This is a genomic window from Pseudomonas putida, assembly GCF_028682455.1.
Lineage (GTDB): Bacteria > Pseudomonadota > Gammaproteobacteria > Pseudomonadales > Pseudomonadaceae > Aquipseudomonas > Aquipseudomonas putida_AA.
The window spans coordinates 333,190-357,626 of record NZ_JANHLD010000001.1 but is presented as its reverse complement, the minus strand read 5'-3'; the positions used below and the strand labels follow the sequence as shown (position 1 = coordinate 357,626).

The window sequence follows — 24,437 nt, the reverse complement described above, 5'->3', positions numbered from 1 at the left end:
AAGCCTTGCGGATTGAACAGCTTATGCGTAACAACCAGCCGATTACCCAGCGCGAACGGACTTTCCCTGCTCAACAACGCTTGATCTCCACCACCGATGCCAAGGGTGTGATCACCTATTGCAACGATGCCTTCGTCGAGATCAGCGGGTTTTCCCGCGAGGAGTTGATGCGTGCCCCGCACAACCTGGTGCGTCACCCGGATGTGCCACCTGCCGTGTTCGCGCACATGTGGGCCACGCTCAAGCAAGGCTTGCCGTGGATGGGCATCGTCAAGAACCGCTGCAAGAACGGCGACCACTATTGGGTCAACGCCTATGTCACGCCGGTGTTCGAGAACAATCAGGTCGTAGGCTTCGAATCGGTGCGGGTCAAGCCCACGGCCGAACAGATCCGCCGGGGGGAAGCCCTGTACCAGCGCATCAACCAGGGCAAGCCGGCGATTCCGCGTCGCGATAAATGGCTGCCGGTGGTGCAGGACTGGTTGCCGTTCATTCTGATCAGCCAGATCGGTTTTCTGATCGGCAGCTGGCTGGGGCACTCCTGGGGGTTCGCCCTGGCCGCAGCCCTGTCGGTACCGCTGGGCCTGCTGGGCCTCAGCTGGCAGCAGCGCGGCCTCAAGCGCCTGCTGCGCCTGGCCGAACAGACCACCTCCGACCCGTTGATCGCGCAGATGTACACCGACAGCCGTGGCGTCCAGGCACGCCTGGAAATGGCCATGCTCAGTCAGGATGCCCGCATGAAGACCTGCCTGACGCGCCTGCAGGATACCGCCGAGCACCTCAACGAACAGGCGCGGCAGTCCGACACCCTGGCCCATAACAGTTCCTCGGGCCTGGAGCGCCAGCGGGTCGAGACCGAACAGGTCGCTGCCGCCGTCAACCAGATGGCCGCCACCACCCAGGAAGTGGCCAATCACGTGCAGCGCACGGCCGATGCCACCCAGGAAGCCAATCGCCTGACCGGGCGTGGCCGCGACATCGCCGGCGAAACCCGCGATGCCATCCAGCGGCTGTCGGCCGCCGTGGGCGAGACTGGCCTGACCGTGACTCAACTGGCCCGCGACAGCGACGAAATCGGTGGCGTAGTCGATGTGATCAAGGGGATTGCCGATCAGACCAACCTGCTGGCGCTCAATGCGGCCATCGAAGCGGCCCGTGCCGGCGAGATGGGCCGAGGCTTTGCCGTGGTGGCCGATGAGGTTCGCCAACTGGCCCAGCGAACTGCCGAGTCGACCGGGCAGATCCACAACCTGATCGCCAAGCTGCAGCAGACCGCCACCAATGCCGTGCAAACCATGGAAGCCGGTCATCGCCAGGCCGAGGAAGGCGTGGCACGGGTGATGGAAGCGGACCAGGCTTTGGTGGGTATCAGTGAAGCGGTGGCCAACATCACCGACATGACCACCCAGATCGCCGCCGCGACCGAAGAGCAGACCGCTGTGGCCGACGAGATCAGCCGCAATATCAGCACCATCGCCGAGTTGGCGGACCAGACCTCCGAGCAAGCCCAGCATTCGGCCCTGCTCAGCGAGGAGCTGACCCGCACGGCCACCAGCCAGTACTCGTTGGTCGAGCGTTTCAACCGCTAAAAAAAACGGCGCACCCGTGTCGGTGCGCCGTTTTCCCGCCTTACCAGTCGAGCGTCAGCCGGCTTTCGAAATAGCGTTCTTCGCCACTGAGCGGATCCTTGAAGCGCAGGCTATGGGCCAGCAACTTGAGCGGCTTGCTGTAGTCATCCGGCGCGTGCACCACCTGTGGGTAGAACGGATCGTTGCAGATACTCGCCCCCAGCGCAGTCATGTGCACGCGCAACTGGTGCGTCTTGCCGGTGACCGGCGACAACCCGTACCGCCAGAGGTCGCCGTGCTTCTCGAGCACCTGGGCCAGGGTCTCACTGTTGGCCTGCCCTTCGACTTCCTGCATGCGAAAGAACGGCTCGCCGCTGACCATGCGGCTCTTGTGCACCAAGGGAAACTCGAGCTCGGGCAGCGCCCGGGCAATCGCCTGGTAACGCTTGTCGATCTGGCGGGTGGGGAACAGCGACTGATAGGCCGAGCGACTCTGCGCATTGGCAGAGAACAGCACGAGCCCGGCGGTGTGCCGGTCGATGCGATGCAGGGGCACCAGGTTGGGGTTGTCCAGACGGCGAATCAGCCGGCGCAACAAGGTGTGCTCGACATACTCGCCCGTCGGGGTGACCGGCAGAAAATGAGGTTTGTCCGCGACCACCAGGTGCTCATCGACGTGGAGGATCTGTTCGACAACCGGAATCGGTTTCTCGTTGGGCACTTCGCGGAAATAGTGGATGCGCAACCCGGGCTTGTAGGCCAGTGTCACCGCTATCGGCTGCCCTTGGGCGTCCAGCACCCGCCCGCGGGCAATGCGGTCAAGCCACTGCTCGCGCCCGATGGCGCTGAAATGGTCGCTCAGGCAGTCGAGCACGGTCGCCCAGTTGCCAGGTGGCAGGCAGACCGTGCTGGCTTGGTGCTGGGCCGGATCGAAAGGGGCAGTGGCCATGGAAACGCTCGTGACGGATGGACCGGGCATTATCCCTCATGCCTGGCGCCTCAGCCAACCTGGGTGGCGGCCGCCTCGACGAACTCCTTGAGCCAGCGCAGTACATCGACAGCCTCCCAGCGGCTTGGGTCGTACAACGCATAGATGAGCCCCTGGTAACCCACCACGTCCAGCGGACGATGATAACCGGCACGCTGGAACAAGGCTTCGATCTCGGCGAAGCAGGTGTTGAAATGCAATTTATTGAATGGCGTCTTGCCCTCCAGCACCAGGCCATCGAGGCGCAACTCCAGCACCGCCTCGCTCACCACCTCGGTGGACATACGATTGACGGTGTATTTCAGTTGTTCGACATTGACCATGATCCGGACCCTCGGGGTAAACGCCACCCCACATACTGTATTTATATACAGCATATTCAGAGATGTCTTTGGCGTCAATCAGGCACTGGCTGTCAGACCAGGCCCGGAAGGTAGCCGGTGCCCCGGCGAATCGTCAGTAACTGACGGCGCTGTTGTCCATCGGCGAGGCCGATGTGTACCCACTGGTCAAATTCGAGAATCACCTGGTCGAACATCAGCGGGCTGTCGGCCATGCATTGCGCCAATGCTGCCGGCGTGACGCCAGGCACATTGATATCCGCTGCCAGGCCACGGGTGTGAGCGCTGCTGGTCGAGCCACCCAGGGCAGTGTTCAACTCGACATTGCGATAGGCACTGCTGACCAACACCGGCTTACCGTGCAGCAGGCGAACCTGCTCGAGAAAAGCGCACAAGCGACGAAGGTTGGCCATGATCGACGGGGTGGGCGTGTTGTCGATTCCTCGACGCGCCGCCGTCTCCGATACGACCATTTCAGCCAGTGTGAAGTGTTCACTCAAGTACATGGCCCGCTCCTTGGCATGCCGTTGCAAAGCCAGGATTGTCCATGCCGACGCCCTGTCGCGCACAACAGGAAATCGCTCCACGCAAACGACTACTTCACTGCAGGAAGGACACCACCTGCTCGGCATCGAACGGCCAGTTCAACTCGGCCCCGGTGTCGCAGCGACGCAGCACCGGAATCCGCAGGCCGTAGCGTTCGACCTGGGTCTCGTCATCGGCGATGTCGACCAGCTCGACCAGCAGGCCGTGTTCGACAAAGGGCATCAACACGGCTTCGGCCACTTCACACAGGTGGCAACCGAGGGTGCCGAACAATTGGCATTCAGGAGGCATCTACAGGTACCGGCAATAGTTACAAAGAGTCATTATTCTAGGTCTGCTGCCACGGACCGTCGAGCAGAAGGCCCAGACCCGGCCTGACTTCCGGTCCCCTGATCCAGGTCAGCCCTCGAACAGCGACTATTGTTCAGACTTACTGGTTTTTTGCCGCTTTCCTACATGGAGTGTTTTGTGTTCGCCAACCTGTTGATCATCCTGGCCTCGTCACTGGTCGTCATTGCCTTCTTCAGACGACTGAAATTGCCCCCGGTGCTGGGCTACCTGTGCGTCGGCCTGTTTGTCGGCCCCACCGCCCTGAACTGGGTCAACGAAAGCGAAGAACTGCCAGACCTTGCAGAAATGGGAGTGGTGTTCCTGCTGTTTTCCCTGGGCCTAGAGTTCTCCCTGTCGAAAATGCTCGCCCTGCGCAACGTCGTGTTTGGTCTGGGCAGCCTGCAAGTGATCTGTACGGCAGTGCTGCTGGCCGGGTTGCTGGCACTGTTGGGGATGCCTGCGAATGCTGCGTTGCTGCTGGGTGCCGGGCTTGCCTTGTCGTCCACGGCCATCGTCAGCAAGGAGCTGACCAGCCTTGGGGAAATTTTCAGCAGCCATGGCCAGAACGCCATCGGTGTGCTGCTGTTCCAGGATGTGGTCGCTGTCTTGCTGCTGACACTGGTGCCGGTGTTCGCCGGCGAAGGCGGCCAAGCCTGGTACTGGGCGCTGCCGCTGACCCTGGCAAAGACCGTGGTGTTGTTCATCGGCCTGCTGCTGGCCAGTCGCTGGTTGCTGCCGCGCCTGTTCCATGAAGTGGCCAGTTCCCATTCGGCGGAGCTGTTCGTGTTGCTGGCGCTGGTCATCGTGCTGTTGACCGCCTGGTTGACCCACCTGCTGGGCCTGTCCCCTGCCCTGGGCGCGTTCCTGGCCGGCATGTTGTTGGGCGAAAGCAACTATCGCCACCAGATCGAAGCGGACATCCGTCCGTTTCGCGACATCTTGCTGGGCTTGTTCTTCGTCAGTATCGGCATGCTGATCGACCTGCAGCTGTTCGCCACCCATGGCCTGGAAATCCTCGGGCTGACCCTGGGCCTGCTGCTGGTCAAAGGGATCGTGGTGGCGGTACTGGTCCGGCTACGCGGCAGCGATGCGGAAACCGCCTGGCGCAGCGGCCTGGCCCTCGCCCAGGGTGGTGAGTTCTGTTTCGCCCTGATGGCGCAGATGCAGCAGACCCACCTGTTGCCCGAATCCATCGGCAACCTGTTGCTGGCAGCCACCTTCTGCTCGATGGTGGTGACGCCGCTGCTGCTGCGCGCCGCGCCTGGTATTGCTGCCCGCCTGCACCGCAAGCCGAACCAGGAAGTCCACCTGGAAGAAATCGAGGCCCAGAGCGCCTCGATGACTGGCCACGTGCTGATCTGCGGCTACGGTCGTGTCGGCCAGTCGATCGGTCGCTTCCTGCGCCGGGAAAACATTCCGTTCATCGCCCTGGATGACGACCCGGTACGCGTCCAGGAAGCCGCGGCCGGCGAAAGTTGCGTGCATTACGGCGACTCTCGTCGTGGCGAGTTGCTCAGCGCCATCGGCCTCGAACGCGCGCGCTTGCTGGTAATCGCCGTCGACAAGACCGACATCGCCATGAGCGTGCTCAAGGCGGCGCGAGAGCGTCATGCCCAGGTGCAGGTGCTGGTACGCACGCGCGACGACAGTCAGCGCGAGGAGTTGCGTGCCGCCGGGGCAACCGCCGTTGTGCCGGAGTTGCTTGAGTCGAGCCTGATGCTGGCCTCGCACGCCCTGGTGATGCTCGGCCTGCCGATGGAACATGTCCAGCAGCGCATCGACGAAGTGCGCCAGACCCGCTATCGCATGCTCCAGGCCTTCTACCACGGCGCCCAGACCAGCCCGGTGGACAGCGAGGGGCAGCCCAAGACCATGATGCATGCGGTCAACCTCGGCGCCGACGCTTACGCCTGCGGACGCCCGCTGACCGAGCTTGACCTGGAACAGCTGGGCGTCGAACTGCAGGCCGTGCAACGCAACGGCGAGGAGCTGGCGGTGAATGCCGGCACCTGCCTGCATGCCGGCGATGCGGTGTTGCTCAGCGGCCCGCTGTCGGCCCTCGAGGCGTGCGAGGCACGACTGGTGGCGGGACGCTGAGGCGGATCACTCCTGGTTGGTGGCGCCGATCTTGTGGATCGACAGGTCGGCGCCGTAGTACTCCTGCTCCTGGCTCAGGCGCAGGCCATGCATCGCCTTGATCGCGCCATAGACGGCAAAGCCACCGACCAACGCCACCAGCACCCCGGCAAGGCTGCCGATCAGCTGACTGATCAGGCTGACGCCGCCCAGCCCCCCCAGGGCGGTCTGGCCAAAGATCCCACAGGCGATCCCGCCCCACACCCCGCACAAGCCGTGCAGCGGCCAGACACCCAGCACATCGTCGATCTTCCAGGTGTTCTGTGCGGCAATGAAGCACCACACGAACAGCCCGCCGGCAATCGCGCCGGTGGCCAGGGCACCGACCGGGTGCATAAGGTCGGAGCCTGCACACACCGCCACCAAACCGGCCAATGGCCCGTTGTGCAGAAAACCTGGGTCATTGCGCCCCACCAGCAAGGCCGTCACGGTGCCACCGACCATGGCCATCAAGGAGTTGACCGCGACCAGGCCACTGACGCCTTGCAGCGTCTGGGCACTCATGACGTTGAAGCCGAACCAGCCGACAATCAGAATCCACGAGCCCAGGGCCAGGAACGGAATGTTCGACGGCGCAAACGCCACCAACTTGCCGTCCCGATAGCGACCGTTGCGCGGACCGAGCAACAGCACCGCCGCCAGCGCCAGCCATCCCCCCATGGCGTGCACCACCACGGAGCCTGCAAAGTCGTGGAAGCCGGCGCCGAACCTCGCCTGTAGCCAGGCTTGCACACCAAAGTTGCCGTTCCAGACGATGCCTTCGAAAAACGGATAGACGAATGCAACGATCAACACCGTGGCGCACAGTTGCGGCGCAAAGCGTGCCCGCTCGGCGATCCCGCCGGAGATGATTGCCGGGATTGCCGCGGCAAAGGTCAGCAGGAAGAAAAACTTCACCAGGTTGTAGCCGTGCTCACTGCCCAGCACGGCCGCCGGCTGCAGGAAACTGACACCGTAGGAAATCCAGTAGCCCACGAAAAAGTACGCCAGGGTCGAAACGGCGAAATCGCTGAGGATCTTGCACAGGGCATTGACCTGGTTCTTGTGCCGCACGGTGCCCACCTCAAGAAAGGCGAACCCGGCATGCATGGCCAGGACCATGACAGCACCCAGCAGAATGAACAGTGTGTTGGAGCCGTGAACGAGCGTGTCCACTGCACTTTGCAGGTTATCCATAAGGTCGGCAGGCCTCTCAAAAGAGCACCAAGACAGCGCGGGAAAACTCCTTTTTGCACCAGCCTGGATCACATGCACGGCACCTCCCTGGCCGATCCTGCTGATATGTGGAGTTTTTCCTTGGGTTTGTCGTGGATTGGTTTAAGGTTTAAAGGCCCGGTTGCCTGCATTCGCCCGAATTCGGCGCAGGCACCGGACCTGGCGCACCAACCCACAGCAAAAGCTGTACCAGCGATTTGAACTGAACCTTCGCAAGCGCTCATTACTCGAAATAGCCACACACACCGTTAGGGAGAGCCCCATGGCCAGCAAATCGGCAAAGACTGCTCAAGACATATTGATGGCTGACTTCCAGGCCCTGGTTCGCGACACCGAAAAGCTGCTGGAACACACCGCCACATTGGCAGGTGACCAGGCTGACGAACTGCGCGGACAGATCCATGAAAGCCTGCTGCGCGCCCGGGAAACCCTGCAACAGACCCAGGACTCGATGCGTGAACGCGGCGAAGCGGCCCTGAGCGCGACCGAGGACTATGTCCAGAGCAACCCGTGGCAATCGATCGGCATTGCGGCCGGAGTCGGTTTTCTGATCGGCCTGCTCGCCAGTCGTCGCTGAGGTCCGGGCTATGGAAAGCGAATCGACCGCCACCACCGGGGCATCGAGCAAGCGCTTGGGCGCAGCGGTTCTTGGCTTGTTGCATGGCCATGTCGAGCTGTTTGGCATCGAGCTGCAGGAGCAAAAGGCCCGCACCCTGAGCCTGTTGCTGTTCGCCGGGCTGGCCCTGGTGTTCGCCCTGCTGCTGTTGGTCGCCCTGTCGGGCCTGGTGCTGGTGCTGCTGTGGGACAGTTATCGCCTGGCCGGTGTCATCGGCCTGTGCGTGTTCTATGGGGTGGCGGCACTGTATTGCGGGTTGCGCCTGAAGGCTGCGGTGTACGATGAGTCATCACCCTTCAGCTCGACCCTCGAAGAACTTGCCAAGGACCGGGAGCGCCTGTTGCCATGAGCCTGCCAGAACTGCCCAACACCACCAACCGCCGTGAACTGCGCAAGGCGCTGGTGCGCCTGCGCCTGGAGATGCACCGCCAGGAAATTCGCCATGAGTCCGGGCAACTGCTCAACCCGTTGACTCGCCTGCGTGCCATGGGCGACGGCTTGCAGGGCGGGCTGGGCATCAAGCACGCCCCCCTGTGGGGCATCGGCGCGGTGGTGCTGCTGGGATTCCTGACCGGCAAAGGAGCCAGGAGCGGCGGTGTGAGCCGCTTGATCCGCCTGGGCACCAGCCTGATCCCTCTGCTCAAGCTGGCCATGCAGGGCACTGCCAGCAAGCGTTGAAGGCAGTGCCCCGCAGGGCTTGCAGATACAGGCCCCACACGGGAAGCTAGGGGCCTGCATCTATCTGGAGTACAGGCCTTGGATTGGCAAACCCTGCTCACCCGCGAACGTCTCGGCAAGCCGCTGCACAGCTCTGAAGAGCTCGGCCGCAGCCCTTTTCACAAGGACCATGACCGGATCATCTTCTCCGGCGCTTTCCGCCGCCTGGGACGCAAGACCCAGGTACACCCGGTGTCGAGCAACGATCACATCCACACCCGCCTGACCCACTCACTGGAAGTCAGTTGCGTCGGCCGCTCCCTGGGCATGCGCGTGGGTGAAACCCTGCGTGACAGGCTGCCGCAATGGTGCGAGCCCAGTGACCTGGGCATGGTGGTGCAATCAGCCTGCCTGGCCCACGACATTGGTAATCCTCCCTTCGGCCACTCTGGCGAAGACGCCATCCGCCATTGGTTCCAGCAGGCCGCAGGACGTGGCTGGCTGGACGCCATGAGCGAGGCCGAGCGCGCCGACTTCCTCAACTTCGAAGGCAATGCCCAGGGTTTTCGCGTACTCACCCAACTGGAATACCACCAGTTCGATGGCGGTACACGCCTGACCTACGCCACCCTCGGCACTTACCTTAAATACCCCTGGACCGCTCGCCACGCAGACGCGCTGGGCTACAAGAAGCATAAATTCGGCTGCTACCAGAGCGAACTGCCGCTGCTCGAACAGATCGCCCGCAAACTCGGCTTGCCACAACTGGAGGATCAACGCTGGGCCAGGCACCCGCTGGTCTACCTGATGGAGGCCGCCGACGATATCTGCTACGCCCTGATCGACCTGGAAGACGGTCTGGAGATGGACCTGCTCGATTATCCGGAAGTCGAGTCGCTGCTGCTGAGCCTGGTCGGTGACGACCTGCCTGAAACCTATCGTCAGCTGGGCCCGCAGGATTCGCGTCGACGCAAACTGGCGATTCTGCGCGGCAAAGCCATCGAGCACCTGACCAACGCCGCCGCCCGCGCCTTTGTCGAACAACAAGACGCCCTGCTGTCGGGACAGTTGCAGGGCGACCTGGTGGAGCATATGCATGGTCCGGCCAAGCGTTGCGTACTACAGGCGAAGGACATGGCACGCAAAAAGATATTTCAGGATAAACGCAAGACGCTCCACGAAATCGGTGCCTATACCACCCTGGAGATATTGCTCAATGCCTTCTGCGGGGCAGCGCTTGAACAACACGGCGGGCGTACCCCCTCTTTCAAGAGCCGGCGCATCCTCGATCTGCTGGGCAACAACGCACCAGACCCTACAGCGTCGCTTCACACTTCGTTCCTGCGCATGATCGATTTTATTGCCGGGATGACCGACAGCTACGCCAGCGAAATGGCGCGAGAAATGACGGGGCGCTCAAGCCCTACCTGAAAGAGTGGGAGAACGGCCAGGCGGTGCGATTGCGACAGTGATCGAACACCTGGCCACCGACTCGACAGAAGTAATTAAACGCAAATGGACTCATCCGTTTAAACACAGAGTGTATTTAGCAATACCCCGTTACTAATATCTGGATTGACATTAGTGCAATCCGAGAAGACTTGTAATCCAAGCCTGCTATTTAAGTAAGACTTTTCCCATACAGGCTCTACCCACCCTTCCCTTCATGTGCGCTCTCCTATATCTGCGTTAAGGTGCGAACCTACCTATGGCACATTAACTGGAAAGTTCAGCATGCACTCAGTTTTCATTGTCGACGATCACCCGGTCATTCGCCTGGCGGTACGAATGCTCCTGGAGAATGAAGGCTACCGCGTCGTCGGGGAGTCGGATAACGGCGTGGATGCCATGCAGATGGCCCGCGAATGCCTGCCAGACTTGATCATCCTCGATATCAGCATCCCGAGGCTGGACGGCCTTGAGGTGCTGTCGCGCTTCCACTCCATGGCCGTACCGCTGAAAATACTGGTGCTCACCGCACAATCTCCAGCACTCTTCGCTATTCGTTGCATGCATTCCGGCGCCGCCGGTTATGTGTGCAAACAAGAAGACCTCAGCGAATTACTCAGTGCAATTAAAGCGGTACTGTCTGGCTACAATTATTTCCCGAGCCAGGCCATCAACCAGCACCCGACCGACAACCACCCGCATGAGCTGGAACTGTTCAAGCACATCAATGATCGAGAACTGATGGTACTGCAACTTTTTGCCCAGGGTAGAAACAATAAAGAAATAGCCCAGGGCATGTTTCTCAGCAACAAGACCGTCAGTACTTAGAAAAAACGCCTGATGCAAAAACTCAAGGCCAATTCATTGGTGGAACTCATTGAAATGGCCAAACGCAACGCACTGGTTTGAGGCGGGCCATGCGTAGGTGCAGACTCTCACGTTGTCTGTGGAGCGTACTGGCCGGCCTGTGCATGGGAATGGCGGTACAGGCGGATGAGACCCAACCCACTTGGTACAACTTGCTCAGCCGGACACCTCCGGTTCCCTTTTCCCTTGCCCTGGACACTGCACAACGGCAATGGATCAACCAGAAGGAAGTCCTGATACTGGGCACTTCTGCGCCGGACTACCCGCCCTTCGACATGACCGCCAGCGGCCGTGACTACGAGGGCTTGACCGCCGATTATGCCGGGATCCTGAGCAGCACGCTGGGCCTGCCGATCCGCGTGCAGCGCTTTGCCACGCGCCAGGAGGCGGTGCGGGCCCTGGTTCAGGGAAAGATCGACCTGCTCGGCAGTGCCAATGGCTTCGAAGCTGCTACCCCGGGCGTTGTGCTTTCCAGGCCCTATGCGGTGGACCAACCGGTACTGGTCACCCGAGAAGACGAAAGTCGTCCCCTCGATACCGGCCTATCGAACCTGCGCTTGAGCATGGTCTACCACTACCTGCCCCTGAACGAAATACGGGCCAACTACCCCGAAGCCAGGATCCAGGCCTACCCCTCCTACCAGAATGCCCTCAATGCCGTCGCCTTCGACCAGGCAGACGTGTTTCTCGGTGACACCATTTCCACCCACTACATGATCAACCAGGGCCATCTTCAAAACGTCAAAATGGCCAATTTCGGTAAACACGAGCCCGAAGGATTCAGTTTCGCCGTACAACAGAACAACCACAAGCTGCTGGAATTGATCAACGCGACCCTCGAAAACGTCTCCGGCCATACCCGCGAAACCATATTCAAGCGTTGGAGCGTGGGCAGCGATGTCCTGCTGACCGATCGCAAACTGCAGCTCTCACCATGCGAAGAACGTTGGTTGAGCAAGCACCCGGTGGTGCGCGTGGTGGTCAACGAAAGCGCAGCCCCGCTGACTTTCTTCGACAGCAATGGCAACTTTCGTGGTATCGCTGCCGACTTGCTCGAACTGATTCGCCTGCGTACCGGCTTGCGCTTCGAAGTCCAACGCGCCACAGGCGTCAGCGACATGATCGAACGTCTGAACAGCAACCAGGCCGATGTCATCGCCGCCATTGCCCCCAATACCTACGCAAGCAGCTTGACCATCAGCCGCCCATACCTGGAAAACTCCTATGTCCTGGTGACCCGCCAAGGCACGGACCAGCCGAGTTCGCTAGCGCAATTGAAAGACCGGCGCGTCGCCCTGGTCCGTGGCAGCCCGCTGGCCGAAACCCTGCAAAAACGAGCACCCGGTGTCCAGTTGGTAGAAACCGAAAGCACCTACAATGCAGCCACCCTGCTCACCAACGGACACGTCGATGCCCTTGTCACCGCCTTGATCACCGCGAATTTCAGCCTCACGACCCACCGGGGGCTGACGATTCGCGCAACCGTTGGCGCCGAGCCTGCGACCTTTTCCATGGCCACGGCAGGCACCGCGCCCGAGCTGGCATCGATTCTGGACAAGGCGCTGCTGAGCATCGCGCCGGAAGAGCTGGGGGTGATCAACTCACGCTGGCGGGGCTATCGCACCGAGACCGACGCCTATTGGGACAAGTACCAGAACCTGATATTCCAGATCATCCTGTGCACCAGCCTGCTGCTACTGATTTCGCTGGCCTGGAACGCTCGCATGCGTCGACAGATCAAGCAACGCGAAGCGGTCGAGCGGGCCTTGAGCGATCAGCTTGAATTCATGCGCGCATTGCTCAACGGCACGCCACACCCCATGTATGTGCGTGATCGCGAAGGCCTGTTGCAAAGTTGCAACGACAGTTACCTGGAAGCGGTCGAGCTGCAGCTGGATGAAGTGCTGGGCAAAGGCATCGAAGATGGGGTATTGAGCGACCGCAACTTCGCCGGGCAGATGCAGGCCGACTACCAGAAGGTGATCAACGAGGGCGTCCCGCTGATCGTTGATCGTCCCTTGCTGCTCAAAGGCAAGGAACTGACCATCTACCACTGGATCCTGCCGTATCGGGACTCCCTCGGCGAAGTGCAGGGCCTCATCGGTGGCTGGATCGACATCAGCGAACGGCGCCAACTGGTGCAGGACCTGCGCCTGGCCAAACAGCAGGCCGATGATGCCAACCGTGCCAAGAGCACCTTCCTGGCCACCATCAGCCATGAAATCCGTACACCCATGAACGCCATCCTCGGCATGCTCGAGCTGACCCTCGAAAAAGCCGGCCAGGGTCACCTGGATCGTTCAGCCGTCGAAGTGGCCTACAACTCGGCCAAGGACCTGCTCGCGCTGATCGGCGATATTCTCGACATCGCCCGTATCGAGGCTGGACACCTGACCCTGGCGCCCGAGCAAGTCAATCTGGTCGATCTGGTGGAGTCGGTCGGTCGAGTGTTCGATGGCGTGGCGCGACAGAAGAACGTGCGCCTGCTGCTCAAGATCGCCCCCGCCGCCCGGTGCAACGTGCTGCTCGACCCCATGCGTTTCAAGCAGGTCCTGTCGAACCTGGTCAGTAACGCCATCAAGTTCACCGAACAAGGCCAGGTGATCATTGACCTCGCGCTTGAAACCGACACCGCGTCTGCATCCCAGCGTCTCGAGTTGACCGTGCAGGACAGCGGAATCGGTATTCGCGAGCAGGATCAGCGTCGCCTCTTCCTGCCCTTCGCCCAAGCCAATCCTGACAGCGAGCTGGCGCGCAGCGGTACGGGCCTGGGCCTGACCATCAGTCGCGACCTGTGCCACATCATGGGAGGCAGCCTGACCTTGCACAGTGTCTACGGTGAAGGCACCCGTGCGCACATCAGCATGCCATTGAGCGGCATGAGCAGCGACACGAATACCCCGGCGCCCCATACCGAACCGTGCGTCGCGGTCTCCGGGCTTAAGGTATTGGTGGTCGACGATCATCCCGCCAATCTCTTGCTCATGACCCAGCAGTTGAACTACCTGGAGCTACAGCACTGCAGCGTCGACAACGGCCTGGAGGGGCTGGAGCTGTGGCGGCGCGAGCTTTTCGATGTGTTGATCGTCGATTGCAACATGCCCCGCATGAATGGCTATCAGTTTGCCCAGGCCGTCCGTGCGCACGAGCGGGAAACGGGATTGCCCCGCTGCACGATCCTTGGCTATACCGCCAATGCCCAGCTTGAGGTGCGCGAGCGCTGCCAGCAGGCGGGCATGGATGATTGCCTGCTCAAACCCATCAGCCTCAAGACGCTGGGCCGGCGCCTGACCAAGGCCAAGCCCTTGCCGCCCCGCCCGACGCCTGCCTCCCTGTTCGATCTACAAGCCCTGGAGCCGGTGGTGGGCAACTGTGCAGCCGACCTGCAGAGACTGCTCGAAAAACTGCACTGCAACCTTGCCAAGGATCGGACCACCCTTGAGGAGCTCGATCCGATGCATCACGCCGAGCAGTTGATGAACGAGGCACACCGTATGCTTGGTGCGGCGCGAATCATCCAGGCCGACACGCTGATCACTGCCTGCGAACAACTGGAGTCCGCGTGCGAGGCCCAGATGCCCACTGCCACGCTGGAACAGCTCCAGCAACAACTCCTGCTGGCCACGACAGCGGTAGAAGCAGCGTTGGAACGGCACTTGCTCGAAAACACCTTGAGCAGCGCGGTGACAAAAACGGGGTAAAAAAAACGGCGGCCACTGGGGCCGCCGTTTTTATCAGGCATCAGGCAACCGGATTGATCGGGTTTTCCGGATACCAGGCGTCCAGCAACGGGCTGACTTCGATTTTGGTCAGTTCATTGCGGCCTTTGAGCCAGCTTTCAACAGCGGCGCGCTGTTCTTCGCTGACCGAGCCACGCTCAGCCTTGCAGACCAGACCGAAGTCATCGCCGCCAACATAGTCCAGACCATTGGCGTCCATGGCTTCTACGAGGAATGCATCGAGGAAGGCATCAACGGCTTCGTCGGACAGATCTTCCTTGAATTCCAGGTTCAGCTCAAAACCCAGCTCCTGGAATTCATCCACGCAGAGTTTTTTGCGCAGACGGCGGGAACGGTTAGTGGCCATGAAACAATCCTCTTGAGTATTAACGCGCGGCACTTTACCAGTTTCGCCGCAAGGTTGCCGGAATAAAAGCCGATAAGCCGCCCCTTTGCACTGCCCCATCACCCCGCGCCTTGGGGCATAATGCGCGCTATATTTTTTCTAACCGGGGCCTTCACCTTTTCTCGCCCCGACATTCTCCCCTCGCTCGCAGGGTTTTATTGCACATGATCAAATCTCTTCGCCCTCTTCTGCTCGCCGGCCTGCTGCTGCCACTGGCACTCCCAACTCACGCGGCCGCGATCAACACCAGCCTTTCACCGAAAGTCCAGCAAGCGCTGAAAACCAACAAACTGCAGGATTCAGCGTTGTCGCTGGTCATGCTGCCGTTGAACGGCCCGGGCACGCCCACCGTGTTCAACGCCGATGTGTCGGTCAATCCGGCCTCGACCATGAAACTGGTCACCACCTATGCAGCCCTGGAGCTGCTCGGCCCGACCCATCAATGGAAAACCGAGTTCTACAGCGACGGCCCGCTGCGTAACGGCACCTTGCAAGGCAATCTCTACCTCAAGGGCGGTGGCGACCCAAAGCTGAACATGGAAAAGCTCTGGCTCTTGATGCGCGACCTGCGTGCCAATGGCGTGCAAACCATCAGCGGCGACCTGGTACTGGACCGCAGCCATTTCGTCCAACCCGTGCTGCCCCACTTCAATGACGACGGTGGCGACGAGAACAAGCCCTTCCTGGTCAAGCCCGACTCGCTGCTGATCAACCTGAAGGCCCTGCGCTTCGTGGCCCGCAACGATGGCGGCAAGGTGCTGGTATCGGTCGAGCCCCCCATTGCCACGATCCGCATCGACAACCAGGTCAAGGCGGTGAACAGCAAGCAGTGCAGCGGTGACGTGCGCTACAACCCGATAACCCAGGCCGATGGCAGTGTCAGCGTGACCGTCAGCGGCCAGCTGGGTGACGGCTGCAACTCGCAGACCTACCTGTCGCTGCTCGACCACCCGACGTATGCCGCGGGCGCTGTGCGAGCCATCTGGAGTGAACTGGGTGGAACCATCCAGGGTCGCGACCGCATCGATGCCGTGCCAAAAAGCGCTCGCCTTCTGGCCCGCGCCTTCTCGCCCGATCTGGTCGAGATCATCCGCGACATCAACAAATACAGTAACAACACCATGGCCCAGCAACTGTTCCTGAGCCTGGGCGCGCAGTTCCGTACCGATGCCGACGGCGATGACGCCCGCGCCGCGCAACGCGTGGTGCGCCAGTGGCTGGCGAAAAAGGGTATTACGGCCCCCCACCTGATCATGGAAAACGGCTCCGGGCTGTCGCGCGCCGAACGGGTAAGCACCCGGGAAATGGCCGCCCTGCTGCAAGCGGCCTGGAACAGCCCCTATGCCGCCGAGTTCATCAGCTCGATGCCGCTGGTAGGCATGGACGGCACCATGCGCAAGCGCCTCAAGCGCACCGCCATGACCGGTGAAGCGCATATCAAGACCGGCACCCTGAACACCGTACGCGCCATCGCCGGCTTCAGCCGCGACAGCAACGGCAATACCTGGGCCGTGGCGGCGATCCTCAACGATCCGAAACCCTGGGGCGCCTCGGCCGTGCTTGATCAGGTACTGCTGGACTTGTACCGCCAGCCAAAACTGATCAACAACACCGCAGCCGTCCAACCTTGAAGTAACGGCTCAGGGCAGCTCGGCCTCGACCCTGTCGCGGCCGGCCTGCTTGGCCGCGTAAACCCCGGAATCGGCACGCAGCAGCAAGGCATCGGCGCCCTCACCCGGACGCCAGCCGGCCACGCCGAAGCTGGCGGTAACAATCCCCACACCCTCCACGGGTACGCTACGCAGTCCCTGCCACAGCTCCATGGCCAGCGAATGCGCCTGGTCGACGTTGCTGCCCGGGCACAACACCATGAACTCCTCGCCGCCCAGGCGGCAAAATACGTCGGTACGCCGCAGCCGGTGATTGATGCGCTGGCACAGACTGCGCAGCACGTGGTCGCCCACCGCGTGGCCGAACTGATCGTTGATCCGCTTGAAATGGTCGATATCCAGCATGATGACCGCCAGGTCCTGCTGGTCGCGATGAGCGCGCTCCAGCTCGGCCTTCAGCCGCTCCTGGAAATAGCGCCGATTGTGGATGCCGGTCAACGCGTCCGTCACTGACAACGCCCGCAGCTCCTCCTCGACCCGTTTCAGGTCGGAAATATCCGTCACGTAGCCGTGCCAGAGCGTACCGCCATCATCCGCAGGTTCCGGGGTTGCCTCCCCCCTCACCCAGCGCAGCCCGGCCAGGGGCAACAACACCCGGTACTCTTCGCGCCAGGGCGTCAGGTGCTCGGCCGAATACCGAATCGACGTGCGCACCCGGCCCAGATCATCCGGGTGAATACGGTCGAACACCGCCGTCGCATCCAGGCGCAAAAGGCTGGGCTCGATTTCGTAGATATCCCTCAGCCCTTCGCTGGCATAGCTGAAACACGAGCTGCCATCGGGCCGAAGGCTGAACTGGTAGATGCCGCCGGGCACTTCGGCACTGAGCTTGTCGAGAAGACGGTCACGGGCTGCCAGGGCGTCATGGATACGCTTGCGCTCGGTGACATCGATGCAGATCGCCAGGTGCCCTACCCACAGGCCATGTTCATCCAGTACTGCCGTCACCAGCATGTTGGCCAGCAAATGGGTGCCGTCCTTGCGCTGCAGGGTCCACTCGCCCGGCACACTACCGCCTTCCTGGATCGTTTCGGCGAACATAGCCTGGGCCAGGCTAACCTCACGACCGTAGCGCATGCTCAAGGCCCTGGCCCGCTGCTGCAGTTCCTCGGGCGACACCAGGGCTTCCAGGGTGAGGCTGCCCACGACTTCGGCGCTGGTGTAGCCCAGCATGCGTTCGGCCCCGGCATTGAAGGTACTGATCACACCGCGCAGACTGGTGGCGATGATCGCAACCTGGGTCGCGGCATCCAGCACGCTGCGTAACTGATTGTGGGTGTTGCGCAAGGACTGCTCGCTGACGCGCAACTCGGCGGTTCGCTGCTCGACCAAGGTCAAGGCGCGCTGCCGCTGGCTGAACAAACTGAACAGCAAGGCACTGAGCATCAGGCTGAGCAATCCCCCCAGAAACACCACTGCCATCACCGCCGAAGACCGGTTGGCCTGCATGAACGCCAGGCTCGGGCGTATATCCAGCTGATAGTCATGATCGGCCAGGTGCAACAGGTGGCTGGCAGCCAGTGCCGTCGTGGCGCCCTGGTTGCCGGACTGAAACAGCACCTCATGCTCGGTGTCCGGCCCGGTCAAGTCGCGGATCCGCACCACCAGATTGTCCTGGGCGGCGTTTGGCAGCCCCTCGGCCATCAGTTGGCGCATGCTGATGACCGCCATCACATAGCCTCGCGGTTCTCGTGCAAGATGCTGAGCCGCGAACACCGGGGCCACCATCAGCACGCCACGGGCGTAAACAGGATCGACATCGGTAAGCGTCAATGGCGCCGACACCGCCATACTGCCCGGTGCCGAGGCGCGTTTGAGCGTGTCCTGGCGCAGGGCCTGGGAAAGCAGGTCCAGACCATACGGCTGACGTTGCCAGGCCAGCGCCTGGGTGAACAGGACCGGGTAGTAGAAAGGCCGCTCGGGCGAGGCCAGCAAGGCACCACTGTCGGTCAGTTGAAGGATTTCATAGCGCAGGCCCAGCACCTTGCTGGCGCGCCGCTCGAAATCGTGGCGCTCCTCGGCGAGCACCCGTGGCGCCCACGAATAGGCCTGGGTGCGATGCAACAGCGGTCGCGCATAGCCGTTGAACTCTTCCAGGGTGATCTCGTTGGCAAAAACGAAGAACCGGCGCAGGCTATCCAGGCGCTGCGCCTGATCCTCGAAGCGTTCTTCGATGCGGCTGTAGCGCTCATTGGCGAGCAACTCGAAGCGTTGGCGCAACTGCTGCTGGTACAACTCGTGAGTAGCCAGCGCCAGTAACGCAGTCAACAGCCCGCCGGCTACCAGAGCCACTAGAGCCACCAGCCAGGCAGATACTTCTTCGCTGACAAAGCCGAGCATTTTTGGACGAACGCCCTGCATCGACATAAACAACACTCATAACGCCAGCATGCAGCGTTTCCCGGACCCACCTTCAGTTATAGCCATTAGCCATCAATGAAGCAATCAGGTCCGGGAATGATCCCGGCTCAGCGTGCCTGGATTCGCCAGGCTCGATGGATCTTGGTATTACGGGCGAAGTCCGGGTCCAGGGTCTGGGCCGTGATCTCCTCTACCGCATAACGCTCGGCCAGATGTTCGTCGAGCTGGAACTTGCGGAAGTTGTTGGAGAAGTACAGCACGCCACCCGGCGCCAGGCGAGCTACCGCCAGGTCAAGCAGTTCGACATGGTCACGCTGGACGTCGAACACGCCTTCCATGCGCTTGGAGTTGGAGAACGTCGGCGGGTCGATGAAAATCAGGTCGAACTCGTCACGGCAGGCTTGCAGCCAGGCCATGACATCACCCTGCTCCAGGCGGTTTTTGTCGGAGAACCCATTGAGCGACAGGTTACGCCGTGCCCAGTCCAGGTAAGTGCGCGACAGGTCGACGCTGGTGGTGCTGCGCGCGCCGCCCTTGGCCGCGTGAACGCTGGCAGTGGCGGTGTAGCAGAACAGGTTGAGGAAGCGCTTGCCGGCCGACTCGCGCTGGATGCGCATGCGCATCGGGCGGTGGTCGAGGAACAGGCCGGTGTCGAGATAGTCGGTCAGGTTGACCAGCAACTTCACGCCGCCTTCGCTGACTTCCAGGAACTGGCCCTGGGTACTCTGGCGCTCGTACTGGCGGGTACCGCTCTGGCGCTCGCGGCGCTTGACCACCACACGGCTCTGGTCAATGCCCAAGGCCTGTGGAATGGCTGCCAGGGCATCGAACAGTCGCGCCTGGGCTTTCTCCGGATCGACCGAGCGAGGCGCGGCGTACTCCTGGACGTGGACCCAGTCCTGGTAGAGGTCGATGGCCAGGGCGTACTCGGGCATGTCCGCGTCATACAAGCGGTAGCAACTGATCTGCTCGCGCTTGGCCCACTTTCCCAGTTGCTTGAGGTTCTTCTGCAGGCGATTGGCGAACATCTGCCCGCCTTCGCTCAGGCGCGCAGGCTCGCTGGCCACCGCGGCGGCCGAACGCTGGACTGCAGCGTCATTGCCATTGCCGGTGCTGTCGCGATCAGGCTGGCGGCGCTCGCCGGTGACGAACTGATCCGGCTGTACCTTGATCAGCAACAATTTGCACGGCAAGGCGCCGTTCCAGAACGCGTACTGTTTATGGCTGCGGATTCCCATGCGCTTGCCCAGGTCCGGGGCACCGGTAAACACCGCCGCCTCCCAGTTCAAGCAGGCCTGGCGCAGGCGCTCGCCCAGGTTCTGGTAGAGGTACAACAAGCTGGCCTCATCGCCCAGGCGCTCGCCGTAGGGTGGGTTGCAGATCACCAGGCCTTTCTGGTTCTGGTCGGGACGCGGTTCAAAAGTGCCTACTTCACCCTGGTAGATCTTCACCCAGTCGCTCAAGCCTGCGCGCTCGACGTTGTTGCGCCCCGGCTGGATCAACCGCGGATCGGCCTCGTAGCCACGAATCCACAGCGGTGGACGGGCAAGGCCGGCCTGGGCACGGGCCAGCGCCTCATCGTGCAGCTTGCGCCACAGCGCCGGTACATGGCCGAGCCAGGCGCTGAAGCCCCAACGCTCGCGCTTGAGGTTAGGGGCGATGTCGGCAGCAATCATCGCGGCCTCGACCAGGAAGGTACCCACACCGCACATCGGGTCGGCCAGGGCGCCGCCTTCTGCGGCAATACGTGGCCAGCCAGCACGGATCAGCACCGCGGCAGCGAGGTTTTCCTTGAGCGGTGCGGCGCCTTGCTGCAGGCGATAGCCTCGCTGGTGCAGGCTGTGGCCGGAAAGGTCCAGGGAGAGGATCGCTTCACCGCGCTCCAGGCGCAGGTGCACGCGCAGATCCGGGTTGAGCTTGTCGACCGACGGGCGCTCGCCATCGCGGGTACGCAGCTTGTCGACAATGGCATCCTTGACCTTGAGGGCACCGAAGTGGGTGTTGTCGATGCCCGAGCCGTGGCCGCTGAACTCCACGGCCAGCGAGCCGCTTGGCTCCAGGTGATCCTGCCATTCGACGGCATGGATACCGTCGTACAGGTCTTCGGCGTTCTTCATGTTGAAGCGCTTGAGCACCAGCAACACGCGGTTGCCCAGGCGTGACCACAGGCACAACCGATAGGCGGTTTCCATGTCGGCCGAGCCGCGAATGGCGGAGGTGTGCTCGCGCACCTCTTCAAGGCCAAGGCCACGGGCTTCTTCGGCAAGCAGGCCTTCGAGGCCTTTGGGGCAGGTAAGGTAGAGTTCGAAACGGTCCGACATGAGGTATCCAGTGCCTTGAGCATAAAGTGGAGGACAAGCGCATTGCCCTGCCGATGTTTAATCGAGCGCCTTTCCAGCGAGCGTTCGAATGGCACTGCAGCAGTGCCGGGCCACCCGGACAACCTGACCTTTACCTGGGTAAAAAGCCTTTGATTGCCGGGCAGAATGAAAATTTCACGATTTACAGGGTGAAAAACGACCCTTCGTCGTATTGACTGCCTTGTTACAAATTATCAACGAGGCATGGCCAAGTGACTTCAATTCTTATCAAACCCTGATCATAGCGGGCTTTGCGTCAAACCCTGCTCTGACGCAAATTTTTACTTATCCTGTGACCCTCAGAAACGTTACGTCCTTATGACAAAACGATCATTCACACTGTGTCGTGCATTGGTTAGAACTCATCTCAGGTTGTCACCGCAACGGGGCAACACTTTCGCTCGCGACGCCGGCAGCGAGCGCAAACCGGCAGAACGATTCTGCCCGGCCTCCTAGAGGCCGACGGGACATTACAGTCAACAAGTGAGGGCAACACCCTATGAGAAGACTTAAGCGTGATCCGTTGGAACGAGCATTTTCACGTGGCTACCAATATGGGGTCACCGGCAAATCCCGCGAGCTTTGCCCCTTTACTCTACCGTCTGTACGCCAGGCATGGATCAATGGCTGGCGCGAAGGACGCGGCGACAACTGGGACGGTATGACCGGCACTGCGGGTATTCATAGACTCAACGAACTTCACGCCGTTGGCTGAACGAGGATCTGAATTCGATTAACCATGCGCGCCCCATCCGGGCGGCGGGCTAAGGCCCAGGGGCCCCTCAAGGGGCCCTTTTTTATGCCGGCGCAGTCAACGCGGCATCGCGGCGATAGCGTCCACGGCCTCGCGAATCAGCGCAGGCCCCTTGTAGATGAACCCCGAATAGATCTGCACCAGGCTGGCACCGGCAGCGATTTTCTGCGCGGCATGCTTGCCCTCGGTGATCCCGCCTGCGGCGATGATCGGCAGCTTGCCGCCCAGCTCGCCCGACAGCACCTTGACGATATGGGTGCTCTTCTCCAGCACCGGTGCACCCGACAAGCCACCGGCCTCATCGCCATACGGCAGGCCTTCGACCCCTTCACGGCCCAGGGTGGTGTTGGTGGCAATCACTGCATCCATGCCCGACTCGACCAGGGCACTGGCCACCAGCGCGGTTTCTTCGTCGCTCATGTCCGGGGCGATCTTGATCGCCAGTGGTACGTGCTTGCCATACTGCCCGGCCAGTTGCCCACGGCGCTCGGCCAGGGCATCGAGCAGTTGCTTGAGCGAGTCGCCGAACTGCAGGCTGCGCAGGCCCGGGGTGTTGGGCGAGCTGACGTTGACGGTGATGTAGCTGGCGTGGTCGTAGACCTTGTCCAGACAAATCAGGTAGTCGTCCACTGCACGCTCGACCGGGGTGTCGAAGTTCTTGCCGATATTGATACCCAGCACGCCGCGGTACTTGGCCGCCCGCACGCGGTTGATCAGGTTATCGACGCCCAGGTTGTTGAAGCCCATGCGGTTGATGATCGCCTCGGCCTCGGGCAAGCGGAACAAGCGTGGCTTGGGATTGCCAGGCTGCGGGCGGGGCGTGACCGTGCCGATCTCGACAAAACCGAAACCCAGTTGGGCAAAGCCGTCGATGGCCGCGCCGTTCTTGTCCAGCCCTGCCGCCAGCCCCACCGGGTTGGCGAACTCAAGGCCCATGACCGTGACCGGTACAGAAGCCGAGGCTTTGGTCAGCAACCCGTTCAGGCCCAGACGGCCACCGGCGCCGATCAGGTCCAGGGACAAGTCATGGGAGGTCTCCGGGGAGAGCTTGAACAGCAGCTGGCGGGCCAGGGTATACATGGGCGGGCTTAGCTCGACGTGAGTGAGGGGGGCGATTATAGCCGTGGCGTCGTCCGGGGGACAGGGCTGCCTTGGCATATGCGTTGCTTTGTCGACTGTAACGCCAGCCACGCAAACGGCACGGCCTGACCTTCGATACAGGCACGACACTGTGAACAACGACATCCCCCCTACTCCCCTGGCCTGGGTCAATGGCAGCGACGCGCCAGAGAAGCACAGCCTGAACATCGGCTTCATGGCCCTGAGCGATTGCGCCTCGGTGGTGGTCGCCGCCACCCAGGGCTTTGCCCAGCCCTACGGGCTGACCCTGAACCTCAAGCGCCAGAGCTCCTGGGCCGGGCTGCGCGACAAACTGGTCAGCGGCGAGCTGGATGCAGCCCACAGCCTGTATGGGCTGATCTTTGCCGTACACCTGGGTATTGGCGGCACCAGCGCCACCAACATGGCTGTGCTGATGGGGCTGAACCAGAACGCCCAGGGTATCAACCTGTCATCTGCCTTGCAGCGCCAGGGAGTGACCAGTCCCGAGGCACTGGAGCGCTTCGTGCACCAAAGCAGAACAAAACTGACCTTTGCCCAGACCTTTCCCACCGGCACCCACGCTATGTGGCTGTATTACTGGCTGGCTAGCCAGGGCATCCATCCACTCCATGACGTCGACAGCGTCGTGGTGCCTCCAGCACAAATGATTTCCCACCTGCAGGCAGGCCGCATCGACGGATTCTGCGCAGGCGAGCCGTGGTCGGCCGGGGCTGTCGAACAAGGCCAGGGCTTTACCTTGGCCACCAGCCAGTCGATATGGCCGGATCATCCGGAAAAGGTCCTGGGATGCACCCGCGCCTTCGTCGAGCAGTACCCCAACACGGCGCGGGCGCTGGTCATGGCTATCCTGGCCGCCAGCCGCTTCATCGAGCACAGCCCGGAAAACCGCCACAGCACCGCGCAACTGCTCAGCGGCAAGGCCTACCTGGATGCACCGCTGTCCAGCATCGAGCCGCGCTTGCTCGGCCTCTATGACGATGGCCTGGGCAATCACTGGCACGATCCCCACGCCCTGCGCCTGCACGACCAGGGCCGCGCAAACCTGCCCTACTTGTCCGACGGCATGTGGTTCATGACCCAGTTCCGCCGCTGGGGCCTGCTGCGTGAAGACCCTGACTACCTGGGCGTGGCCCGGCAGGTGCAACAACTGGCGCTGTACCGCGACGCGGCCAGCGCCCTGGGTGTGCCCTGCGACGCGCAGAACATGCGCAGCAGCCAGTTGATCGACGGCATCGCGTGGGACGGTAGCGACCCGGCCGCCTATGCCCGCAGCTTCCGCCTCCACGCGCTGGCCGACATGCCTGCCGCGCGTGCCCACCACTGACAGGGAGA

At 61.8% G+C, this 24,437-nt stretch carries 19 protein-coding genes and 1 pseudogene; 11 read left to right on the top strand and 9 right to left on the bottom strand.

The genetic code is table 11. From position 1 onward, the window contains the following. Positions 1-23 precede the first annotated feature (23 nt). Positions 24-1,589 (top strand): methyl-accepting chemotaxis protein, encoded by a 1,566-nt coding sequence (locus tag NPS58_RS01695; RefSeq protein WP_274113058.1) that lies wholly within the window; start codon positions 24-26, stop codon positions 1,587-1,589. 40 nt (positions 1,590-1,629) lie between these two features. Here NPS58_RS01695 and NPS58_RS01690 read toward each other — a convergent pair whose 3' ends face one another. The 4 genes from NPS58_RS01690 to NPS58_RS01675 form a co-directional block, all read right to left on the bottom strand. Then, entirely contained in the window at positions 1,630-2,517 is an 888-nt protein-coding gene (locus NPS58_RS01690) for a pseudouridine synthase (RefSeq protein ID WP_274113056.1), read from the bottom strand. A 50-nt stretch (positions 2,518-2,567) separates the two neighbouring features. Beyond that, complete coding sequence (locus NPS58_RS01685; protein ID WP_274113054.1) at positions 2,568-2,879, bottom strand: transcriptional regulator; 312 nt, start codon at positions 2,877-2,879, stop codon at positions 2,568-2,570. A gap of 92 nt (positions 2,880-2,971) precedes the next feature. After that, positions 2,972-3,403: a D-Ala-D-Ala carboxypeptidase family metallohydrolase gene (locus NPS58_RS01680; protein ID WP_274113052.1), complete on the bottom strand. Its 432-nt coding sequence runs from the start codon at positions 3,401-3,403 to the stop codon at positions 2,972-2,974. 94 nt (positions 3,404-3,497) lie between these two features. Then, on the bottom strand, positions 3,498-3,734 hold the full coding sequence (locus NPS58_RS01675; protein WP_274113050.1) for a glutaredoxin family protein: 237 nt from the start codon (positions 3,732-3,734) through the stop codon (positions 3,498-3,500). Positions 3,735-3,911: 177 nt separating this feature from the next. Here NPS58_RS01675 and NPS58_RS01670 point away from each other — a divergent pair, with 177 nt between their 5' ends. Further along, positions 3,912-5,870 (top strand): monovalent cation:proton antiporter family protein, encoded by a 1,959-nt coding sequence (locus NPS58_RS01670; RefSeq protein WP_274113048.1) that lies wholly within the window; start codon positions 3,912-3,914, stop codon positions 5,868-5,870. Between the two features lie 6 nt (positions 5,871-5,876). Here NPS58_RS01670 and NPS58_RS01665 read toward each other — a convergent pair whose 3' ends face one another. Then, entirely contained in the window at positions 5,877-7,085 is a 1,209-nt protein-coding gene (locus tag NPS58_RS01665) for an ammonium transporter (protein ID WP_274113046.1), read from the bottom strand. Positions 7,086-7,386: 301 nt separating this feature from the next. Here NPS58_RS01665 and NPS58_RS01660 point away from each other — a divergent pair, with 301 nt between their 5' ends. The 6 genes and pseudogenes from NPS58_RS01660 to NPS58_RS01635 all read left to right on the top strand — a co-directional run bounded on the left by NPS58_RS01660 (position 7,387) and on the right by NPS58_RS01635 (position 14,414). After that, entirely contained in the window at positions 7,387-7,701 is a 315-nt protein-coding gene (locus NPS58_RS01660; RefSeq protein ID WP_274113044.1) for a DUF883 family protein, read from the top strand. Positions 7,702-7,711: 10 nt separating this feature from the next. Then, positions 7,712-8,089: a phage holin family protein gene (locus NPS58_RS01655; RefSeq protein ID WP_274113042.1), complete on the top strand. Its 378-nt coding sequence runs from the start codon at positions 7,712-7,714 to the stop codon at positions 8,087-8,089. Next, positions 8,086-8,418: a hypothetical protein gene (locus NPS58_RS01650; RefSeq protein ID WP_274113040.1), complete on the top strand. Its 333-nt coding sequence runs from the start codon at positions 8,086-8,088 to the stop codon at positions 8,416-8,418. Before NPS58_RS01655 ends, NPS58_RS01650 begins: the two co-directional genes overlap by 4 nt. A 78-nt stretch (positions 8,419-8,496) precedes the next feature. Continuing rightward, a complete protein-coding gene (locus NPS58_RS01645) occupies positions 8,497-9,828 on the top strand; it encodes a deoxyguanosinetriphosphate triphosphohydrolase (RefSeq protein WP_274113038.1) in 1,332 nt (443 codons plus the stop codon). A 303-nt stretch (positions 9,829-10,131) separates the two neighbouring features. After that, a pseudogene (locus NPS58_RS01640) lies at positions 10,132-10,755 on the top strand (response regulator). An 8-nt stretch (positions 10,756-10,763) separates the two neighbouring features. Next, positions 10,764-14,414, top strand: a complete 3,651-nt coding sequence (locus NPS58_RS01635; protein WP_274113036.1) for a transporter substrate-binding domain-containing protein — start codon at positions 10,764-10,766, stop codon at positions 14,412-14,414. Positions 14,415-14,454: 40 nt separating this feature from the next. On the opposite strand, the gene NPS58_RS01630 is transcribed toward NPS58_RS01635, so the two are convergent. Continuing rightward, positions 14,455-14,799 carry a YggL family protein gene (locus NPS58_RS01630; RefSeq protein WP_274113034.1) on the bottom strand — a complete coding sequence of 115 codons (345 nt, stop codon included), beginning with the start codon at positions 14,797-14,799 and terminating at the stop codon, positions 14,455-14,457. A 203-nt stretch (positions 14,800-15,002) separates the two neighbouring features. On the opposite strand from NPS58_RS01630, the gene dacB reads away from it, so the two are divergent. After that, the gene (dacB, locus tag NPS58_RS01625) at positions 15,003-16,469 is read left to right on the top strand and encodes a D-alanyl-D-alanine carboxypeptidase/D-alanyl-D-alanine endopeptidase (RefSeq protein WP_274113033.1); all 1,467 of its coding nucleotides are present in this window, start codon (positions 15,003-15,005) and stop codon (positions 16,467-16,469) included. Between the two features lie 9 nt (positions 16,470-16,478). Here the strand turns inward: dacB and NPS58_RS01620 are convergent, their stop codons facing one another. Both NPS58_RS01620 and rlmKL read right to left on the bottom strand, forming a co-directional pair. Then, positions 16,479-18,875: a sensor domain-containing diguanylate cyclase gene (locus NPS58_RS01620; protein ID WP_274113031.1), complete on the bottom strand. Its 2,397-nt coding sequence runs from the start codon at positions 18,873-18,875 to the stop codon at positions 16,479-16,481. A 101-nt stretch (positions 18,876-18,976) separates the two neighbouring features. Then, positions 18,977-21,190, bottom strand: a complete 2,214-nt coding sequence (rlmKL, locus tag NPS58_RS01615; protein WP_274113029.1) for a bifunctional 23S rRNA (guanine(2069)-N(7))-methyltransferase RlmK/23S rRNA (guanine(2445)-N(2))-methyltransferase RlmL — start codon at positions 21,188-21,190, stop codon at positions 18,977-18,979. A gap of 538 nt (positions 21,191-21,728) precedes the next feature. Between rlmKL and rmf the strand changes: the two genes are divergently transcribed. Further along, positions 21,729-21,944: a ribosome modulation factor gene (gene rmf / locus NPS58_RS01610; RefSeq protein ID WP_010223328.1), complete on the top strand. Its 216-nt coding sequence runs from the start codon at positions 21,729-21,731 to the stop codon at positions 21,942-21,944. A gap of 96 nt (positions 21,945-22,040) precedes the next feature. Here the strand turns inward: rmf and NPS58_RS01605 are convergent, their stop codons facing one another. Then, positions 22,041-23,063: a quinone-dependent dihydroorotate dehydrogenase gene (locus tag NPS58_RS01605; RefSeq protein ID WP_274113027.1), complete on the bottom strand. Its 1,023-nt coding sequence runs from the start codon at positions 23,061-23,063 to the stop codon at positions 22,041-22,043. Between the two features lie 151 nt (positions 23,064-23,214). On the opposite strand from NPS58_RS01605, the gene NPS58_RS01600 reads away from it, so the two are divergent. Continuing rightward, a complete protein-coding gene (locus tag NPS58_RS01600; protein ID WP_274113026.1) occupies positions 23,215-24,429 on the top strand; it encodes a CmpA/NrtA family ABC transporter substrate-binding protein in 1,215 nt (404 codons plus the stop codon). Positions 24,430-24,437 lie beyond the last annotated feature (8 nt).

What these genes read in the sequence shown, in the direction of transcription:
- NPS58_RS01695 (WP_274113058.1), top strand. Translation starts at nt 24, where the DNA reads ATGCGTAACAACCAGCCGATTACCCAGCGCGAACGGACTTTCCCTGCT.
- NPS58_RS01690 (WP_274113056.1), bottom strand. Translation starts at nt 2,517, where the DNA reads ATGGCCACTGCCCCTTTCGATCCGGCCCAGCACCAAGCCAGCACGGTC.
- NPS58_RS01685 (WP_274113054.1), bottom strand. Translation starts at nt 2,879, where the DNA reads ATGGTCAATGTCGAACAACTGAAATACACCGTCAATCGTATGTCCACC.
- NPS58_RS01680 (WP_274113052.1), bottom strand. Translation starts at nt 3,403, where the DNA reads ATGTACTTGAGTGAACACTTCACACTGGCTGAAATGGTCGTATCGGAG.
- NPS58_RS01675 (WP_274113050.1), bottom strand. Translation starts at nt 3,734, where the DNA reads ATGCCTCCTGAATGCCAATTGTTCGGCACCCTCGGTTGCCACCTGTGT.
- NPS58_RS01665 (WP_274113046.1), bottom strand. Translation starts at nt 7,085, where the DNA reads ATGGATAACCTGCAAAGTGCAGTGGACACGCTCGTTCACGGCTCCAAC.
- NPS58_RS01660 (WP_274113044.1), top strand. Translation starts at nt 7,387, where the DNA reads ATGGCCAGCAAATCGGCAAAGACTGCTCAAGACATATTGATGGCTGAC.
- NPS58_RS01655 (WP_274113042.1), top strand. Translation starts at nt 7,712, where the DNA reads ATGGAAAGCGAATCGACCGCCACCACCGGGGCATCGAGCAAGCGCTTG.
- NPS58_RS01650 (WP_274113040.1), top strand. Translation starts at nt 8,086, where the DNA reads ATGAGCCTGCCAGAACTGCCCAACACCACCAACCGCCGTGAACTGCGC.
- NPS58_RS01635 (WP_274113036.1), top strand. Translation starts at nt 10,764, where the DNA reads ATGCGTAGGTGCAGACTCTCACGTTGTCTGTGGAGCGTACTGGCCGGC.
- NPS58_RS01630 (WP_274113034.1), bottom strand. Translation starts at nt 14,799, where the DNA reads ATGGCCACTAACCGTTCCCGCCGTCTGCGCAAAAAACTCTGCGTGGAT.
- dacB (WP_274113033.1), top strand. Translation starts at nt 15,003, where the DNA reads ATGATCAAATCTCTTCGCCCTCTTCTGCTCGCCGGCCTGCTGCTGCCA.
- NPS58_RS01620 (WP_274113031.1), bottom strand. Translation starts at nt 18,875, where the DNA reads ATGTCGATGCAGGGCGTTCGTCCAAAAATGCTCGGCTTTGTCAGCGAA.
- rlmKL (WP_274113029.1), bottom strand. Translation starts at nt 21,190, where the DNA reads ATGTCGGACCGTTTCGAACTCTACCTTACCTGCCCCAAAGGCCTCGAA.
- rmf (WP_010223328.1), top strand. Translation starts at nt 21,729, where the DNA reads ATGAGAAGACTTAAGCGTGATCCGTTGGAACGAGCATTTTCACGTGGC.
- NPS58_RS01605 (WP_274113027.1), bottom strand. Translation starts at nt 23,063, where the DNA reads ATGTATACCCTGGCCCGCCAGCTGCTGTTCAAGCTCTCCCCGGAGACC.